13 protein-coding genes are annotated in these 19,775 nt (G+C 42.9%); 4 read left to right on the top strand and 9 right to left on the bottom strand.

Features of this window, described 5'->3' with window-relative positions:
* The first annotated feature begins 144 nt into the window (after positions 1–144).
* Entirely contained in the window at positions 145–1,275 is a 1,131-nt protein-coding gene (proB, locus tag HKX40_RS09745; RefSeq protein ID WP_171589384.1) for a glutamate 5-kinase, read from the top strand.
* 204 nt (positions 1,276–1,479) lie between these two features.
* Positions 1,480–4,311 carry a phosphoenolpyruvate carboxylase gene (gene ppc, locus HKX40_RS09740; protein WP_171589383.1) on the top strand — a complete coding sequence of 944 codons (2,832 nt, stop codon included), beginning with the start codon at positions 1,480–1,482 and terminating at the stop codon, positions 4,309–4,311.
* Here the strand turns inward: ppc and HKX40_RS09735 are convergent.
* The 6 genes from HKX40_RS09735 to ispB all read right to left on the bottom strand — a co-directional run bounded on the left by HKX40_RS09735 (position 4,308) and on the right by ispB (position 12,017).
* On the bottom strand, positions 4,308–6,320 hold the full coding sequence (locus HKX40_RS09735) for an LTA synthase family protein (RefSeq protein ID WP_216605222.1): 2,013 nt from the start codon (positions 6,318–6,320) through the stop codon (positions 4,308–4,310). The genes ppc and HKX40_RS09735 overlap by 4 nt on opposite strands.
* Positions 6,321–6,460: 140 nt before the next feature.
* Complete coding sequence (ilvD, locus tag HKX40_RS09730; protein ID WP_171589382.1) at positions 6,461–8,326, bottom strand: dihydroxy-acid dehydratase; 1,866 nt, start codon at positions 8,324–8,326, stop codon at positions 6,461–6,463.
* A gap of 169 nt (positions 8,327–8,495) precedes the next feature.
* A complete protein-coding gene (gene glnQ, locus HKX40_RS09725) occupies positions 8,496–9,233 on the bottom strand; it encodes a glutamine ABC transporter ATP-binding protein GlnQ (protein WP_216605221.1) in 738 nt (245 codons plus the stop codon).
* Entirely contained in the window at positions 9,230–9,940 is a 711-nt protein-coding gene (locus tag HKX40_RS09720; RefSeq protein WP_171589381.1) for an ABC transporter permease subunit, read from the bottom strand. The genes glnQ and HKX40_RS09720 overlap by 4 nt, the downstream gene beginning before the upstream one ends.
* Before the next feature lie 100 nt (positions 9,941–10,040).
* Complete coding sequence (glnH, locus tag HKX40_RS09715; RefSeq protein ID WP_171589380.1) at positions 10,041–10,793, bottom strand: glutamine ABC transporter substrate-binding protein GlnH; 753 nt, start codon at positions 10,791–10,793, stop codon at positions 10,041–10,043.
* Between the two features lie 297 nt (positions 10,794–11,090).
* Positions 11,091–12,017, bottom strand: a complete 927-nt coding sequence (gene ispB / locus HKX40_RS09710; protein ID WP_216605229.1) for an octaprenyl diphosphate synthase — start codon at positions 12,015–12,017, stop codon at positions 11,091–11,093.
* A 211-nt stretch (positions 12,018–12,228) separates the two neighbouring features.
* Here ispB and HKX40_RS09705 point away from each other — a divergent pair, with 211 nt between their 5' ends.
* Complete coding sequence (locus HKX40_RS09705) at positions 12,229–13,095, top strand: ATP-binding protein (RefSeq protein WP_171589378.1); 867 nt, start codon at positions 12,229–12,231, stop codon at positions 13,093–13,095.
* An 11-nt stretch (positions 13,096–13,106) separates the two neighbouring features.
* Positions 13,107–14,081, top strand: coding sequence for a Nudix family hydrolase (locus tag HKX40_RS09700; RefSeq protein ID WP_171589377.1), 975 nt, complete (start codon positions 13,107–13,109; stop codon positions 14,079–14,081).
* A gap of 21 nt (positions 14,082–14,102) precedes the next feature.
* Here the strand turns inward: HKX40_RS09700 and epsC are convergent, their stop codons facing one another.
* The 3 genes from epsC to HKX40_RS09685 all read right to left on the bottom strand — a co-directional run bounded on the left by epsC (position 14,103) and on the right by HKX40_RS09685 (position 19,690).
* Positions 14,103–15,041: a serine O-acetyltransferase EpsC gene (gene epsC, locus HKX40_RS09695; RefSeq protein ID WP_171589376.1), complete on the bottom strand. Its 939-nt coding sequence runs from the start codon at positions 15,039–15,041 to the stop codon at positions 14,103–14,105.
* A gap of 5 nt (positions 15,042–15,046) precedes the next feature.
* Positions 15,047–16,516 carry an efflux transporter outer membrane subunit gene (locus HKX40_RS09690; RefSeq protein WP_171589375.1) on the bottom strand — a complete coding sequence of 490 codons (1,470 nt, stop codon included), beginning with the start codon at positions 16,514–16,516 and terminating at the stop codon, positions 15,047–15,049.
* A 93-nt stretch (positions 16,517–16,609) separates the two neighbouring features.
* A complete protein-coding gene (locus HKX40_RS09685) occupies positions 16,610–19,690 on the bottom strand; it encodes an efflux RND transporter permease subunit (protein ID WP_171589374.1) in 3,081 nt (1,026 codons plus the stop codon).
* Positions 19,691–19,775: the final 85 nt, after the last annotated feature.

Below are 19,775 nucleotides of genomic sequence, written 5' to 3'. Positions count from 1 at the left end.
ATGGATAAAAATATCCACTCATTTCCTTATAGATAAAACTTACATATTTTTCTCTGAGGAAACTCGCTTTGGTTTCCTCTTTTTCATGGGGAAGAGTACAATAAAAAACCTTTTTTGTATTTGTCATTAAGTGAAGTACTTATTATGTCCTCTACCTCTGTTATTCAATCTGCCCAGCGTATTGTCGTTAAAATTGGTTCTTCTCTCATTACCAACTACGGCAAGGGGATAGACCATCAGGCCATCGAGAACTGGACACAACAAATAGCCTCGTTACATCAAGCAGGCAAGCAAATTATACTTGTATCAAGCGGTGCCATTGCAGAAGGCATGGCAAGATTAGGATGGACTTCTCGCCCCAGAGAGGTCAACAAACAGCAAGCCGCTGCTTCTATCGGACAAATGGGTTTAGTGCAAGCATATGAAGAGGCTTTTTCTCATCACCACCTTCTTGCCTCCCAAATTCTCCTCACTCACGAAGACCTTGCTGATAGACTTCGCTATATCAATGCACGCTCTACCCTCTTTACCTTATTAGACTTGGGGGTGATTCCCATCGTGAATGAAAATGACACGGTAGTGACTGATGAAATTCGTTTGGGGGACAACGATACACTAGGTGCTGTTGTTACTAATCTAATAGAAGCAGATGCACTTATCATTCTTACCGACCAATCCGGGCTTTATGATAGCGATCCTCGTAAAAATCCCAATGCAAAATTTGTACACACTGCCCGAGCAGGAGACCCTGCATTAGAAGAAATGGCAGGAGGTAGCGGTTCTTTTGTTGGAACAGGCGGTATGATTACCAAAATTCTGGCAGCTAAACGTGCCGCTAGCACTGGAGCACATACCGTTATCGTTTCAGGACATGAGCCCGATGTTCTTGTGCGTCTTGCCGCAGGCGAACATATCGGGACTGAGTTACACGCAGAGCATAGTATCCGTTCTGCTCGCAAGCAATGGCTAGCAGATCAGCTCAGAGTTCGTGGAAAAATTGTTATTGATGCAGGTGCCATACGTGCATTGACTGAGCATGGCAAGAGTCTATTACCCGTAGGAGCGATAGATGTCATAGGGACATTTAAACGAGGGGATTTAGTGTCTTGTATTGATGAAAATGGTGTGGAATATGCCCGTGGACTAATTAATTACGCATCATCTGACACTCGCCGTATTCTACGCCAGCCCACACAGCATATTGCTGATATTCTGGGTAGCATTCACAATGAAGAGTTAATTCACCGTGATAACTTAATTATTATTCGCAAGTAATGCTAGCTATGGCAATCCCGTGCGATGATTAAACCACGATATTCTCCCTATGCCATTGCATTAAATTACAACTTACAGGATTAAAGCCTGATTCAGGTCTTTCTTTTATTTATTCTTTAAAATAAAATGCCTTAGTGGCTCAACTTTTCTTCGTTGAACAGTTAGGCATCTATTTAGATAAGTGACAACAATAAGGAGGTACTTGTGTCCAATACCATCAAAAAGGTCAATAAACGCCTGCATGACGATATTTACTTACTAGGCAAGTTGCTTGGTGATGCAATCCAATCTACTGAGGGACAAAAGGTTTTTGACGGAATCGAAGAGTTACGCCGTGCTGGTGTACGGGCTCGACGTGAGCCATCTGAAGCCCATACCCAAGCCCTAAGCCAAGCCATTGACCAAATGACGGATGATGAGGCTAATACTGTTGCCCGTGCCTTTAGCTATTTTCTACATCTCGCCAATATTGCTGAAGATCACGAACAACAACGTCATTTAAAATCGCAAAATACAGCTTCTAGTTTAGAGCATACACTTGCTACCCTAGCCCAAGAGGGCATCAGTGCAGAAGAATTGCTTAAAGCATTGCAATATACTAATCTTGTGCCTGTACTTACTGCCCACCCTACAGAAGTACAACGTAAAAGTACGCTAGATGCTCATCAAGCTATTGCCAATAAACTCATCGCTTATCACCAACAAGAAGACGAAGCAGACCAAGAAGAGATTGTCTCTGACCTAGCTGCACATATTAAGATTCTCTGGCTCACTCGTATGCTACGCGCAAATAAACTAACCGTCGACAATGAGCTAGACAATGTTAATAACTATTTTGCAACAACATTCTTACCCGCTTTACCGACCTTATATAAACGTTTCCAACGTGAAATGGACAAGCTGTTTAATACTCAACAGTTTGAACTGCCTTGTTTTCTCACACTAGGCTCTTGGATTGGAGGTGACCGCGATGGTAATCCTAATGTCAACGCAGAAACTTTACGCTCAGCTTTCCGTAAACAGGCGGTCACACTATTTCAATATTATTTGAAAGAAGTCCGTGCACTTGCAACAGAACTATCCATGAGTACCTTACTCACTGATGTATCAGATAGTCTCAAAGAACGCTCTGACCATAGCTTAGACAGTTCCCCCCATCGTCTGGATGAGCCTTATCGTCGTGTGCTTATCACCGTCTATGCCAAACTTGCTGCAACAGCCAAACTCTTCTCCGACGGTAAATTACAAATTCTTAATGTCAAACCTGCAGAAGCTTATCAAACACCAGAGGAGTTTTTGGCTGATTTGAATCTTGTTGCCGAGTCGCTTCGTCTTAATCATGGTGCTTCTATTGCTGATTTACGCTTGAATAATATCATCCAAGCAGTAAAGATTTTTGGGTTCCATCTTGCTACAGTGGACTTACGTCAAAGCTCTGATGTGCACGAGGCCGTATTGACCGAACTTTTTGCCCGCAGTCACAGCACTTTTGAAGGTAAACCATTTGTATATGCTGAACTAAGTGAAGAGCAAAAAGTCTCCCTTCTACTAGAGGAACTTCAAAATACCCGGCCTCTTGCTTCTCCCTGGCAACACTATAGTGAGCAAACGAGTAAAGAGCTGGACATTCTACGTACAGCAGCACAAATGCGTACTCGCTATGGACACCGTGCAATTCAACAATATATCGTGTCACATACAGAGACATTAAGCGACTTATTGGAGGTCCTTGTACTTCAGCAAGAAACTGGGCTTATCCGCATGGAGACTGACGAACAAGGCCAACTCTTGCCTCTAGAGCCTCACGATGGAGTAATTGTGGCACCATTATTTGAAACTATCCCTGACCTAGAAGCAGGGGCTCAGATTATGGATCAATGGCTCAGTATCCCTCTAGTACGCGAGCGTGTGATGAAAGCCCAACTTGGTTTACAAGAAGTGATGTTAGGTTATTCTGATAGCAACAAAGATGGTGGCTACCTCACCTCTAACTGGTCTCTTTATAAGACGGAAGTGGCTCTCGTAGAAGTATTCAAGAAGCATGGTGTACGTTTACGTATGTTCCACGGTCGCGGTGGTGCAGTTGGTCGTGGTGGTGGTTCTAGTTTTGATGCAATTCTTGCTCAGCCCCCTGGTTCTGTGGCAGGACAAATTCGCCTGACTGAACAAGGCGAAGTGATTCAAAACAAATACCGCTCTGCTCCTCTTGGTAAATGGCATTTAGAGTTGCTGCTAAGTGCAACTCTACGCACCTCTGTAGGATCTCAAGCATCGGCACCCGACACTTTTTTGCAAAAATATCAAAGTTTACTGGAGCAACTCTCTCAACTCTCTCAACGCACCTACCGTCAACTTGTATACGGAACTAAAGGTTTTGTGGACTATTTCTTTGCTGCTACTCCAATTAATGAAATCGCAGGTTTAAATATTGGATCTCGTCCAGCTTCTCGCAAAAAGGGGCAACGCATTGAGGATTTACGTGCCATTCCTTGGGGCTTTTCATGGGCTCAATGTCGTGTGCTTTTACCAGGTTGGTATGGTTTTGGTACTGCAATACATACATACTTAGAAGAGGGCTTTTCTGGTGAACCTGAAAGCCGTGCAGAGCGTCTCGCTCGTCTTCGTGATATGGCAAAAAACTGGCGGTTCTTCCAAACCATGCTTTCTAATATGGAAATGGTGTTAGCGAAGTCAGACCTTAAGATTGCAGAAGAATACAGTACCTTGGTCAAAGATGAGGAATTGCGTCAACGCATCTTTAGTATGATTCAACATGAACATACATTGACCGTAGCCTGCGTCAAAGAAATTTTAGAAATCGACGAATTACTTGCCCATAATGAGGTACTTGCCAATACGTTACACGAACGTTTTGCCTATATTGACCCTCTTAACTATCTACAAGTAGAGGTCATTGGCCGTCTACGTAAACACCGTGCAGAAAACCACCAAAGTCGCTATGATAATTTGCGTGATGAACGCAGTGTGCATTTAACGATTAATGGTATTGCAGCTGGTTTGAGAAACTCAGGTTAAGCCACCAGATAATTCGTCTGCCATACTAAAAACTGTTGGAAAGCCTCCACCTGCTTGTGCTCCGCCTCAGACAGTGTGTGAGGACTTCCCACCAATAATCCGCTGCCTGCCCAGCGATAAGCCACCAAAGGTTGTGCTGAAGTATCCACCACATAATCCTCTGTTGCAAAAAGCGTTTCATTAAAGGCAAATGGACGAATATGAGGGGTAGCAAATAGATTACTCCCTCCCCCATGCCAATATGTCGCTCCTGACAAACTCACATGGTATAGGGTAGGCATAATATCTTTATGAGAGCCCAAACGTTGTGCATCAAACTCAAGTGATAAATGAGCTTTCAATGAATCTGAAAGATGTACAAAAAATGGTACTGCCTTGGATGCGAATAACTCCTTGGGCATATCTGCATAAACACCCCGCACATGATGATCACCCGTCACTGCAATCACGATATTCTCTGCCAACGCACTCTTTTCTATAGCTTGAATAAATCCACCAATTGCATCACATGCATATTGGTAAGTACCCAAAGAGAGTAACCTCTCCTTATCATCCTTACCATAACGCCCTACTAGACAATCTGCTTGCAATGGCCTGCTCTGATAATGAGAAGGAAGCACATAAGGAGGATGGTTGGTCATGGATAAAATAGCAATAAATAAGGGTTCCTGACTTTCTTTCAAAAGTTTCTCTGCCATTTTAAAAGCATATTCATCTGCAATCCCCCAATAGGAGAGAGAATCTTTTGCCTCAGGGAAACACTCCATAATGGTGTTTTGGTCATACATAGCATCTACCCCTTGTAATGGGAGGTAATTCGCTAAATTACGCCACATCATATTGCCTGCTGTGATAAATGCAGTCTTGTATCCCTGGGACTTATACACTTCAAACGGGGTCTCTTTTAAGGGTTTATTTTGTGCAATAGATTGGCTAATATTTTGAACATGACTATGGAAAAAGATGCCTGCTAGACTAGGGGCTGTACCGTTGTAGTCTGAACAAAACCGCTCAAATACAAAATCCTTTTGCCAATAAGGACGTAACCTGCCTAATAAGTCATTGTGTTGTTCATCATCATATATCAAAAAATTCGTAGCAAAACTTTCCATCAACGCAAAAACAACATGTGGTTTATGCTGTGCTAGGTATTCATTGGTCGCCGTGTGGTGATGAAAAATATTATGAGGGACCGTTGCCGCTAATACAGTTTCAGCCCCCCCCTCAGCTTGAACAACATCTACCATAAAAGTCTTAAGTAAACGTTCCCCTTCTTCCTTGCTTACAGGCTCAAAGCTAATCTGGTTGTGCCTATCCGACCAAGCCCAACTCATTGCAGTAAGACCATTTGGCACCATTTTATTAATAATACTCAAAGTACTCACTTGTGCATGCCCTCTTCCCAACGGTTTTGAGTGCACTGACCCTCTAGCAGCAAAAATAAGCACCACAAGACTTAACACACATAATATGATTTGCCAAACTATACTTTCACTGGAAAACCACTGCTGTGATATAGCGTAATAAAGAAACCAAGCAGGTATAAATGCACTGACTAGAACCCCAACAAACAGACGAATAATCGGATAATCTTCATAAATATTTTTAAGAACAGCCTGGGTATCATCCTCAACTAGCCCAAACATAAAAATATCATAGTAATTATTGTAGGTTTTAAAATAGTAAAAATTGCCCACAATAATACCGTTAATTATGAGACAAAATACCCCAATGACACTTGCCAGCCCAGTTGCTACTGCTGGCGTAAAGTAGATTGCAATACTCCCAATCAATAAAGGCACACCCAATACAATAGATAACACTTTAGTATCAAATCGCCACCCTAAATTAAACATACGTGCAAGGGCCGCCTGATGTCCTGCATTTTGCCAAATATCCTGAGGGACAAATGTCCGTGCCATCACATAACGATGAGCAGACAATAGTCCTAGTTGATAGATAAACACTAACCATAGTGGCAAAATCACGATAGAGGGCTGATACATCATTCCTTATCCACCATTATTGAGGTAAACACTTACTAATTGCTGTCGTATTCAAAACTCCAACATCTACTCAGTAGCTTAAAAAAAACAGACCTTACACCTATTATAGGATAAGGTCCGGACTCTCTGCTCAAATAAAAGGATTATTTGACACGCTTTAATTGACTCAAGTCACGCACAGCACCACGATCAGCTGATGTTGCCATCGCTGCATAGGCCTGAAGCGCTTGCGATACATAGCGTTCGCGGTTAGCAGGTTTCCATGCTGCCTCACCACGCCCATTCATCACTTCACGGCGACGAGCTAGCTCATCAGCAGAGATGGCCAAATGAATTGTGCGGTTAGGAATATCAATTTGGATTTCATCGTCATCCTCCACCAAGCCAATATTACCCCCCTCTGCAGCTTCTGGTGAGGCATGACCAATCACTAACCCTGAAGAGCCTCCTGAAAATCGACCATCTGTGAGTAATGCTGCCTTGGCACCTAATCCCATAGATTTGAGGTAAGAGGTTGGATAAAGCATCTCTTGCATGCCAGGACCACCTTTAGGACCCTCATAGCGAATAATCACTACATGCCCTTCTTTCACTTCACCACTAAGAATACCCTCAACTGCATCTTCTTGGCTTTCATATACAATTGCTTTGCCAGTAAATTTAAGAATACGCTCATCTACACCAGCTGTCTTAACGATACAACCATTCTCAGCTAAGTTACCATAAAGTACGGCTAAACCACCATCTTGCGAATAAGCATGCTCCTTATCACGGATACAACCATTTTCACGGTCTAAATCTAATTCCGTATTGTAGCGATTTTGGCTAAATGCAACTTGTGTAGGAACGCCCCCAGGTGCTGCCTTATAAAACTGTAATGTTTCAGGTTTTACATTATCCGCACGGACATCCCAGGCAGCAATAGCCTTGCCCAAAGTACCACTGTGGATATTGCCTACTGAAGGATCAATGAGTCCAACTCGATTTAACTCTGCCAAAATACCCAAAATACCGCCAGCACGATGAACATCTTCAATATGATATTTACTAGTCGCAGGTGCTACTTTACAGAGACAAGGGACACGACGAGAAATCGCATCAATGTCTTTCATCGTGAAATCTACCCCTGCTTCTTGTGCTGTCGCTAGCAAGTGCAAAACTGTATTGGTTGAGCCACCCATTGCTACATCAAGTACCATCGCATTTTCAAAAGCCGCTTTAGTTGCAATACTGCGTGGCAAAACACTAGCATCATTTTGCTCATAATAACGCTTGGCCAAATCGACAATCAAATGGCCAGCCTGCTCGAACAATGTCTTGCGTAAAGCATGGGTGGCCACAATGGTGCCATTACCTGGGAGTGATAAACCAAGTGCTTCAGTCAAACAGTTCATTGAATTCGCAGTAAACATGCCAGAACAAGAGCCACAAGTTGGACAGGCACTTCGCTCAACACTGTGCGTTTCTTCATCTGAGACATTAGGGTCTGCCGCTTTAATCATGGCATCCACAAGGTCAAGTTTAATCACTTGTTCAGAACCAGGCAGCACCACTTTACCAGCTTCCATAGGGCCACCAGAGACAAAAATTGTAGGAATATTAAGACGCATAGCAGCCATCAACATCCCTGGGGTAATCTTATCGCAGTTTGAAATACAGACCATAGCATCAGCACAGTGTGCATTCACCATATATTCTACAGAGTCAGCAATCAAATCTCGCGAAGGTAGTGAATACAACATACCTCCATGTCCCATAGCAATACCATCGTCTATCGCTATGGTGTTGAATTCTTTGGCTACACCACCTGCTTGTTCAATATGACGAGCCACTAACTGACCAAGGTCCTTCAGGTGCACATGCCCAGGGACGAACTGAGTAAAAGAGTTCACCACTGCAATAATTGGCTTACCAAAGTCAGCATCTTTCATACCAGTAGCACGCCATAATGCACGAGCACCAGCCATGTTACGGCCATGAGTGGAGGTTTTAGAACGATACGCAGGCATAATAATCTTCCCGTGAAATAAAAACAAATAAGAAACTATTGTACCACCATCATTAAAAAACAAAAGTCTCAGTAGATACTTATGCATCTACTAAGACTCTGTACATATTTCGAGATATTTAATAGCACGGGCTACTTCACATGGTGCAAGAAGTCTATAGCAAGAACCTCTACTTCACATGTTGTAAGAAATCAATCAGGCGTTGGCTAGGGGGGTTATTAATCAATTCTTTTGGTGGGCCATCGTGTGCCACCTTACCACCATCAATAAAGAGTAACCTTGTCCCCACTTTCTCAGCAAAGCTAATTTCATGTGTTACCACTACCATAGTCATCCCCTCTTGTGCCAAGTCCTGCATCACCTTTAATACCTCATGACGCAATTCTGGGTCAAGTGCTGATGTTGGCTCATCAAAAAGCATTAGCTTTGGTTTGATGGCTAAAGCCCTAGCGATAGCGACACGCTGTTGTTGTCCTCCTGAAAGCTCATTAGGATAATGGTGCATACGCTCTGCTAAACCCACTTTTCTTAGCAATACCTCAGCTTCTTGTCTTGCCTGCTCTTTACTAGTGCCGCGAATTTGACGAGGTCCAAACATGACATTTTCTAATGCTGTCATCTGTGGGAATAGATTAAATTGTTGGAATACCATGCCTGCCTCTCGACGCAACGCACGCAACTCTTCTGGAGAGGACTTTACACTATGATTCCCCACGATTAAATCTCCACCCTGGATAGTTTCTAGTGCATTAATACAACGCAAAAAGGTCGATTTTCCTGAGCCTGAAGGCCCAATAACAACGACCACTTCTCCCTGATGAATAGTGAGGTCTACGCCGTTAAGAATGGTATGATCACCGAATTTCTTAACCACTTGCTTAAATTGAACAATCGGTGTAGTACTCATAGTATTCTCATTCTCTTTTCAATGATTCTCAACACTGCAGCAATAATTCCTGTCAATATCAGGTATAGGAATGCCACAGTCCCCCAAATTTCCACAGCTCGGTAATTGGTCGCCATAATCTCTTGACCTGCACGAGTCAACTCAGCAACACCAATCACAATAAAGATAGACGTGTCTTTTAGACTGATAATACATTGATTACCTAGAGCAGGAATCATTCGACGAAAGGCAATAGGGCCGATAATCTTGGCAATAATTTTGTGAAAAGGTAAGCCCATCGCTAGACCTGCTTCATATAAACCTCTAGGCACAGAGAGCAAGCTACCACGCACAATTTCAGAGATATAAGCACCTGAATTCACTGCTAATGTGGCAATGGCAGCAGAGACTCCATCTACACGAGTTTGGAACAGCAAAGGAAAAGCGAAGTAAATAAACATCACCTGTACCACCATAGGGGTGCCACGAATCAGTAGCACATATAAACGGGCGATAAACGCCAGAACAGGCAGCACCACACCAGCAACTGGGTGTCTACTTCTAAACTCGCTATCTGAGATAGACGGGGCATAAGCACGCACAATACCAATCAAAGCCCCCACAATAGCACCACCAATCAAACCTAAAAGGGTAATCTTTATCGTAAGTTCTGTACCTACCCACAAGTCAGGCAGTGCTTCCCAAATGACACTAAAATCAAAATCCATCGTTAGCTTCTTTGTTGGTATTAAAATCTAGGCAGCGGTTTCATCAACACGCTGCCCGCTATTTTTACTAAATACTATTTAGTGTGCTTCTCGCTAAACATTATTTAGCAGCTTTTTCACCAAACCATTTGGCATGGATTTTATCGTATTCGCCATTTTCACGAATTTTCTTCAAAGCAGCGTTTACTTTAGGAACTAGGTCACTACCTTTAGGGAAGGCAATACCATAGTGGTCATCACTGTTAAGAATAGCACTTACAGCCACCTTGCCATTACCTGCTGTTTTAACATAGTATTGAAGATTAGGAGTATCGTACACAATAGCGTCAGAACCGCCTGACTGTAAATCTAAGAACATATTCTCGCTGTTAGGGAAGAGTTTGAGCTTGGCTTCAGGAGCATTTTTCTTAACAAAATCAGCAGGACCTGAACCTGTTTTAACAGCAACATTCTTACCCTTAAGATCGTCTAAACTCTTAATCTTGTCTACATCTGCTGTTTTGACCATAATAGCGATACCACTGTCATAATATGGGTCAGAGAAGTCAACTACGGCTTTACGCTTATCAGTAATTGAAATACCCGCAATGGCCATGTCCACATTACGTGTTTGTAGGCTAGGTACGATACCATTAAAATCCATACCTTGAATTTTGTAAGTAAGACCTGCTTCTTTAGCAATAGCAGCAAACAAGTCAATATCAAAACCAGTGTATTTATCCCCCTCTTTAAACTCAAAAGGTACAAATGCTGTGTCTGTGGCCAAAATCAAATCTTTGGCTAATGCTTGAGAAGAAAGTGCGAAAACAGTAGTCACACCAAGAAAAGCTGCAGCAAGTTTTTTCTTTAACATAATTCACTATCCTCAAAAAAAGTGAGTAAAAGAATCCTCCCCATGGACATGGGACGGTATCGCGAGTTGCAATTTAACATGAAGTCTCATGTAATTTTTATTAGGATATACCCTTGTCTGCCTTAAGCAACTATTTCATGAAATTTGTGTCTTATATGCATCTTAAACCAATAAAAACGCCCCAAAAAGGGGCGTTTTTAAGTATCTAAGCTACATTATTGTGCTATGTTAAGCCTTTGGGGAGACTTTTTAAGCAAGCCTTATGTTGAAAAATTTAGTCTACCAATCAAATAGACATCAACGATCTCGGCTAACTGCAAAATGAGCTAGGGTCTTCATTGATTGCTTATATGCAGAATCAGGTAGGGAATTTAAAGCCTCAAGAGCAATGTGAGATTCACGCTCTGCCATCTGACGTGTATAGTCCAACGCGTCTGTAGACTGAATCGCCTGTGCCACAGCATCAAAATCTGCCTCACCAGTCTCAATCGCCTGACGAATCAAGGTTTGCTGCTCCTCGGTGCCAACTTGCATCACTCGGATAAGTGGTAATGTAGGCTTTCCTTCGCGTAAATCATCCCCTACATTTTTACCTAGACTTTCTACAGAGCCAGAGTAGTCAAGTACATCATCAATGAGTTGAAACGCTGTGCCCATATGTCGCCCATAAGCAGCAACCGCTTGCTCAACCTCAGGAGATGCGCCAGAAATCACTGCAGCAACCTGTGCAGCAGCCTCAAATAGCTTTGCTGTCTTATAACGAACTACTTGAATATAACGATCTACAGTCACATCTGGATCATGGACATTGAGTAATTGCAACACTTCTCCTTCTGCAATCACAGTTGTCGCTTGAGAAAGAATTTGCATTACTCTCATGGAGTCCACTTCCACCATCATTTCAAATGAGCGAGAATACAAGTAATCACCGACAAGAACACTTGCCGCATTACCAAATACTGCATTCGCCGTCTCTCGCCCACGACGCATATCAGACTCATCGACAACATCATCATGAAGTAAAGTCGATGTATGAATAAACTCAATAACAGCTGCCAATAAATGATGTAAATCACCCTGATAACCAAGTGCCTTGGCTACCATCAACACCAATGCAGGACGCATACGCTTACCACCTGCACTGATAATGTATTCACCAATGGTACGAATCATCACAACTTCAGAATTCAGTCGCGAACGAATTACACTATCCACCGCTTGCATATCTGCAGCAATCGGACTAAAAATTTCTTGAACGCTCACAGCAAACCTATGCTAAAAAATAAGATGGCTATATTCTACACCATTTACCTAAAACTGCGACACCATTAGGTAATATGGAAAAAGAAGCTGATTTATCACTACGCAGGGTTTGAGTTTGGTTTTGTCAGCAAGAAATGCTATCCTAATCCCAATATTATCTTTTGGAAAAAACATGGCTGACTACTCTGTACAACAACTCATTAATAAGGCAATGTGCGTACTTTCTCAGTTAGAAGCATGGCTGCCACCTACTCCTAATCAAACTGATTGGACCGCCAAAGCATTTCGTTGGCGCAAAAAAGGAGAAACATCTTGGTTAGAAGCGGTTAAGGTTATTGATGTCATTGAGCCAGATGATTTATTACATATTGACCAACAGAAACAAGCGATTGATGCTAACACCCGTTTTTTTGTCCAAGGCAAACCTGCTAATAACGTATTAATGACAGGGGCTAGGGGCACAGGCAAAAGTTCTTTGGTTAAAGCCATGCTCGCCAAATATGCTGACCAAGGTTTACGGTTGATTGAAGTAGATAAAGGCGATTTAGGTGACTTGGGGGATATTGTAGATAGAATTCATCAGCGTCCTGAGCGCTTTATCATTTTCTGTGATGACTTGTCCTTTGATGAAGGGGAAGTGAGTTACAAAGCATTGAAATCTATCCTAGACGGCTCTATCTCAGCACGCAGTGAAAATGTATTGGTTTATGCAACATCTAATCGTCGCCACCTCATGCCTGAATATATGAGCGAAAACCTCTCCACTCACTACCAAGATGATGGAGAAGTACACCCTGGTGAAGCCATTGAGGAAAAAATTTCCTTGTCTGAACGCTTTGGTCTGTGGTTATCGTTCTATCCTTTTCGTCAGGATGATTATTTAGCTATCGTAGATTATTGGTTACGCGAGTTAGGGTGTCCTGAGGAGTTTATTGCAACAAGCCATACAGAAGCATTGCAATGGGCTATCCAACGCGGCTCACGCTCTGGTCGTATTGCTAGACACTTTGCTCGTGACTGGACTGCAAGGCATATGTAGAGAGCTTTACTATGGAACAAAAACCTTTTATCCGTGTTGCCGCTGGTGTGATTTTAGATAACCACGGACAAGTATTATTGGCCCAGCGTCCAGAGGGCAAGCCTTGGGCTGGTTGGTGGGAGTTTCCAGGAGGCAAAATTGAAGCAGGCGAAACCACTCATCAAGCCCTTGTCAGAGAACTTAAAGAGGAGCTGGGCATTGAAGTAAGTAAAACCTATCCTTGGGTAGGTTTTATCTACGAATATCCTAAAACCAAGGTAGAGCTTTCTTTCTTACGTATCTATAACTGGTCAGGGGAAATTCAAGGATTAGAAAATCAGGCTTTCTCATGGACGACTCCTGCACAAGCACACCAACTGGGCGATTTATTACCAGCATCTATTGCCCCAGTACAATGGTTGACTATCCCAGATAGGTACGCAATTAGTCAATTCCAATCACCGGAATTGACTGATGCTTATTGGGTTCGTTTTGAAGCCCTATTGGCTTGCGGCGTAAAATTATTCCAACTAAGAGAGCCTCATTGGCCCGATGGGACAGGCAGTGCCTCATTACAAGTGCTGTTTGAGCGTATGCTAGCTACTTGTCATGCCCACGGAGCGAGATTAATCATCAATAGCGTCCACCCTAAAGCATGGTGGGCAAAAGCTGATGGCGTACAATTCCGTAGTCAGGATGCTGTACAACTTGAAGAACGCCCCTTGCCATCCGATAAACTAGTAGGAATTTCTTGTCATCATCTAGCTGATATTCTTTATGCCAATCATTTGAATGCAGACTTTATGGTACTTGGTCATGTACTCCCTACCTCTTCTCACCCAGATGGCACACCCCTAGGCTGGGAGCAGTTTCAGCAGTTTGCCATGGAGGCAGGTAGACCGGTATTTGCCATCGGTGGGCAGTCGGAAAAAACCCTTGAAACTGCCCGTGAACATGGGGCACATGGAATTGCGTTTATCAGAGGGGAAAGAACTAGTGAAAAATAATCCACAAGGATTATTCTTAATCTAGAAATTCCCTTCTCTGGAATGCGAACTCTCAATACGTACAAACTCGCCTGCTGGCACATCATCTGTCACCCATGTATTACCACCAATGATGGCGTTTTTACCAATGGTAATACGTCCTAGAATTGTCGCCCCAGCATAAATCACTACACCATCCTCAACGATTGGGTGACGTGGTTGTCCTTTATGCAACATACCGTTTTCATCTTCAGTAAAACGCTTAGCTCCCAAAGTCACCATCTGATAGATGCGAACATTCTTACCGATAATTGCAGTTTCACCAATCACCACGCCGGTGCCGTGATCGATAAAACAGCCAGAATCAATCTGTGCTCCAGGATGAATATCAATTCCTGTCGCACTATGGGAAATTTCAGCAATAATACGAGCAATCAGCGTAATACCCAATTTATATAACTCATGGGCAATACGGTGATAAATCATTGCCTGGATGCCTGGATAGCACAGCAATACTTCATCTACGCTACGTGCTGCTGGATCACCTGCATAAGCTGCCATCACATCACTATCTAGTAGAGAACGAATTCTGGGCAGACTTTTAGCAAATTCACGCACAATACGCTCAGCTGTCTGCTCCAACTGACATTCATCTATTTTCTCATGGCGATGATGATGACGAATTTCTAATTTAATCTGATTAAGTAATGCACTCAATGCCAAACCAATGGTATAACCCACGTAGAAGTCTTCATTTTCTTGGAGCAAATCATCAGGACCTAACCGCATAGGGAATAAGGCACCACTTAACTGCTTAATGGCTGTATCAATCACCGTGGGAGACGGTAAATGGCGCCCCCCCACTTCTTTTAGACGATTTTGTTGGGTGCGCCATACCTGGCGGACATCTCTTAATCCTTTAACAATTTCTTCTTGATCAAATTTAAATGGTTGTTGACCATCACATTTATAAACTGGCATAAAAACTATTTTCCCTCAATCGGAGCCGACCAACCACCTCCTAATGCAACGACTAAATCAATCGCTGCAGATAAACGTTGGTTGATAAGCTGCAATGTACTAATCTCTGTATTATACGTAGTATTTTCTACTTGAATCACACTAAGATAATTTACCATACCTGCTTGATATTGATTGCGTGTGATAGTAAGTGACTCTCTTGCAGCAGACAAGGCTCGTTGTTGCACCTCATACTGCTGAGCCAATGTACTCACAAGTGTCATATTGTCCTCAACCTCCTTTAGGGCTGTCAACACAGTTTGGCGATAGGCTGCCACTTGCTCACGATATTGGGCTTTACTACTGGCTAAAGCAGCTGATCGTGCTCCCCCATCAAAGAGGCTTAAAGCAAGTTGAGGACCGAGTGACCAGACATTTAATGGGGCAGCAAACCAATCAGACCAACTGCTTGCCTGCCAACCACTACTGGCACTCAACGATAAGCTTGGCAACCACGCAGCTTGGGCAATACCAATTTGTTCATTGGCTGCAGCCACAGCTCTTTCTGCTGAGTAAATGTCTGCACGTCGAGTTAATAATACCGATGGCAACACCGTAGGAATCGTTGGGATATGTGCTACAAAAGGCTGGGCGACTAAAACGAACTGACTAGGTGCTTTACCCAACAAAACTGCAATAGCACTCTCATATTGTTGACGAGTAGATTGAATATTAATAGCCTGTGCCCTTGCACTCTCTAATTGTGTCATGGCACTGACCACATCTGCTCGAGCAGCCACTCCTTGGTTGTAGCGCCGTTGGTTCATAGCAACAGCTTGCTCATCACTTGCTACTATTTGATTTAGTAATTTTATCTGCTCATCTATCATGCGTAGGCCAAAATAGGCTTTAGCTAATTGTGCTTGCATACTTAGCCGCACATTCGCCCAATCAGCTGCACTTGCCTGTGCTTGTGCTTTACTCGCTTGTACCTGACGGCGAATCTTACCCCACAAATCCAATTCCCAGCTTAGACTTGCAGTAGCTTTATAAGCGTTACCGACCTGTTGCTCATCCCCTCCTGAACGAGTGCTAGAAGCACTCCCCGCTAAAGTAGGAAATAAACTAGCCTGTGATGATCGCAAACTCGCCACCGCAGCATCATAACGCGCTAACGCTTGCTCAATCTCTAGGTTAGATGTATTGAGTTCATTCATCAGTTGATTAAGCTGAGCATCTTCAAAACGCAACCACCAGTCGCCTTTAGACAAATCATCGACATTGGCCTGCACCCAAGCCTGATTAGCTGCGGCCTGATATTGTGCTACAGTGGGTTTTTGAGGGAACTGGGCATCATAGGCCGCTGCCGCTTTATAGCTAGTACCGATGTCCACATCAGGTGCTTTTTTGTAGTCAGGACCAATAGCACAAGCAGCCAGTAATAAGGGCATACCTGCTATCACTAATTTCCATACATTTTTTCTAACATTATTCATTATGCTTTTTGCCATCATTGACACACCCCTACGACCTAATCATAGCCGCTATTTCAATCTCAAGTTACTATCTTTTCCTTATATGTTTATTACTCACCTTTTTCTCATAAAATGGTGTCGCATTTTATCCAACAACAGATAAATCACTGGGGTAGTATATAGAGTTAACAACTGGCTTAACACCAACCCACCAACAATAGTCACTCCTAATGGTTGACGCATTTCTACACCTGCCCCAGTTGCAATAATCAAGGGAATAGCCCCTAGAATAGCTGCAAACGTTGTCATCATAATGGGTCTAAATCGTGTCACGCAAGCTTCAAAAATTGCTTTCTCAGGCGGCTCATTAAATGCTCGTTCACGACTAACCGCAAAATCCACCATCATAATAGCGTTTTTCTTCACAATACCAATCAATAGAAATACACCAATCATGGCAATCAAGGTAAATTCCATATTCACCATGCGCAATGCCATAAAGGCACCTAACCCTGCTGAAGGAAGTGTCGACAAAATTGTGATGGGTAATACAAAACTCTCATATAAAATTCCCAGCACAATATACATCACTATAATTGCTGCAAGAATTAATAAGGGCTGTTGCTGCTCTGTTTGTTGTAGTAATTGAGCATCTGAACCCATTTCCAACTGAATCGACTTTGTGGGGAGAGAAATCTTTTCTACGGCTTGTTGTATAGCTTGGGTGGCTTGTGCTGCAGTAATGCCAGGCGCTAGGTTATACGAGACTGAATTAGATACTTGCAAGCCTTGATGACGTACACTTGAGGGGGAGCTACCTGTAGTAAATTCTGCAATAGCACTGAGAGGAATTCTTGCTCCATCAGTAGTCACAATCATCATATCTTTTAGGATACTCGGGTCTTGCGAAAACTCCCGTGCCACATTCATTACCACATAATACTGGTTTAAGTTTTCATACAATACCGATACTTGGCCGCTGCCAAATAAATTGCCTAGCATATTAGAAACTAGATTCATATTAATACCCAGTCTTGCCACAGCATCACGGTTAATCTTTAACTCCACACGGCGTCCCTGGTCACTAATACCCTCCATGACATCTGTTAATTCTGGTAGTTTTTCTAGTGCCATCTTAACCTTGGGTGTCCACTCCTTTAATAAGGCTAAATCACTACCTTTTAATATCACATCGTACGAGCCTGTTGAACCTCCAGGAGGACCGCCTCGCAAACGAATATCTTGTTGTACCACAAGGGAAATCTGGGCTCCTGGCACTTTACCAAATTTACGTCGCAACTCATCGATTACTTTCTGTGCACTGAGCTGCCTTTGTTCCACAGATTTAAGCTGAATCAACAGAAAACTACTATTTGACCCTCCTCGTCCACCAGCAAACCCCATCACTGTATCCACATTTTCATCTGCCAAGATAATCTTACGATAGTAATCCAATTTAGGTAGCATTGCCTGAAATGAGGTCCCTGTATCCACTCGGAAAAAGCCCATCACGACCCCCGTATCTTGAGTAGGAAAGGTACCCTTTGGAATGGCGATAAACATTGCCACATTTAAGGCAACCGTAACGAGAAACACCATCAATGTCGTAAATTTAAACTTCAATACCCATGCCAAACTCCTCTTATAGACAGCTTGTAAAAAGTTAAAGAACTTATCGAACAAAACAAAAAAACGAGGTTTGGGTTTTTCTTCGCTATCTCTGTGCAACCATCGTGCACAAAGACTTGGAGTAAGGGTCAATGAAACTACTAAAGACACTAAAATAGAGACTGATAGCGTCACCGCAAACTCCCTAAATAGCTGTCCAATAAAATCATTCATCAATAAGAGTGGAATGAACACAGCAATCAGCGATAAACTCATACTGAGTACGGTAAACCCAACTTCACTAGCTCCTTTAATACTTGCTCTATAAGGAGACTCTCCTTGCTCAATATAGCGCATAATATTCTCAAGCACGACAATGGAGTCATCCACCACAAAACCTGTCACCACAATAAGTGCCATCAGAGAAATGGTATTTAGGGAGTAACCTAATAGATAAATCGCAATAAACGTACCTAGCAAGGACACTGGCACACTAATCGCAGGAATGAGTGTTGCTCGCCAACGTCCCAAGAATAACCACACCACCATCACAACAAGGACAATGGCAATGATTAGTGTTAACTCTGCCTCTTGTAGTGTAGCTCGAATACTAGGGCTCCTATCCTGTGCTACAGTCAATGTCACACTTTCAGGCAATAATGCCCGCAGACTAGGTATACTTGCCTTAATGCTATCGACAGTCTTGATAATATTGGCGCTTTCTTCTCGACGTATAATAAGGTTCACTGCTTTCTTATCGTTATAAAAACCGCTATTGAACTCGCTTTCTATATAGTCATAGACATTGGCAATATCTTTAAGCCGCAAGGCATTATCCCCCTGCCAACGCACCACCAAGTCACGAAAATCTTTTGCTTTAGCTAACTTACCATTGGTCTTAATTTGCCACCGATAATGTTCATCTTCTACTAGGCCTGTCGGTGTAATACTATTTGCCGCACTAATAGTCTGACGCACTTCATTTATGCTCACTCCATAAGCATTCATCGCATAAGGATTTAAATCCACACGCACTGCGGGTAGTGAGCTCCCCCCTAAAGAGACCTCGCCGACTCCCTCAATCTGTGCTAATTTCTGACTTAATATGGTACTTGCTATATCATAGAGTTGCCCTTGATCATACACTTCTGAAGTCAAGGCCAATGACATAATTGGCGATGATGAAGGGTTAAGTTTTTTATAGGAAGGGGGCTGTTTCATGCTGCTGGGCAATAACGGTCTAGCTGCATTAATCGCCCCTTGCACTTCTTGTGCTGCCTCATCAACATCCTTATTGGAGTCAAACTCTAAGAAAATTTGTGTCTCCCCCTCTGAGCTATTAGAACTCATTGCACTCAAGCCAGAGATACCACCCAATGAACGCTCTAAAGGGGTCGCAACACTCGTTGCCATGGTCTCTGCACTAGCCCCAGATAATTGTGCTCGCACAAAAATCATAGGCAATGCCATCTGTGGCAAAGGGGCTACAGGTAAAAAGAAAAAACTCACCACCCCCAGTACACTCAACGCCAAGGCGAGTAAAGTAGTAGCTATAGGACGACGAATAAAGATAGAGGAGAAGCTCATAGCCCATTTCCTCTTGCTGTGGTTACTGTATCCAAGCTAGGGATACCTACACCTGATTTTGCTATTTGTAGTCTCTCACCCACCA

The sequence above is a fragment of the Pelistega europaea genome (genome assembly GCF_013133775.1).
GTDB classification, from domain to species: domain Bacteria; phylum Pseudomonadota; class Gammaproteobacteria; order Burkholderiales; family Burkholderiaceae_B; genus Taylorella; species Taylorella europaea.
Note: the sequence above shows the minus strand (reverse complement) of the source record. Positions and strands in the feature narration are given on the sequence as shown.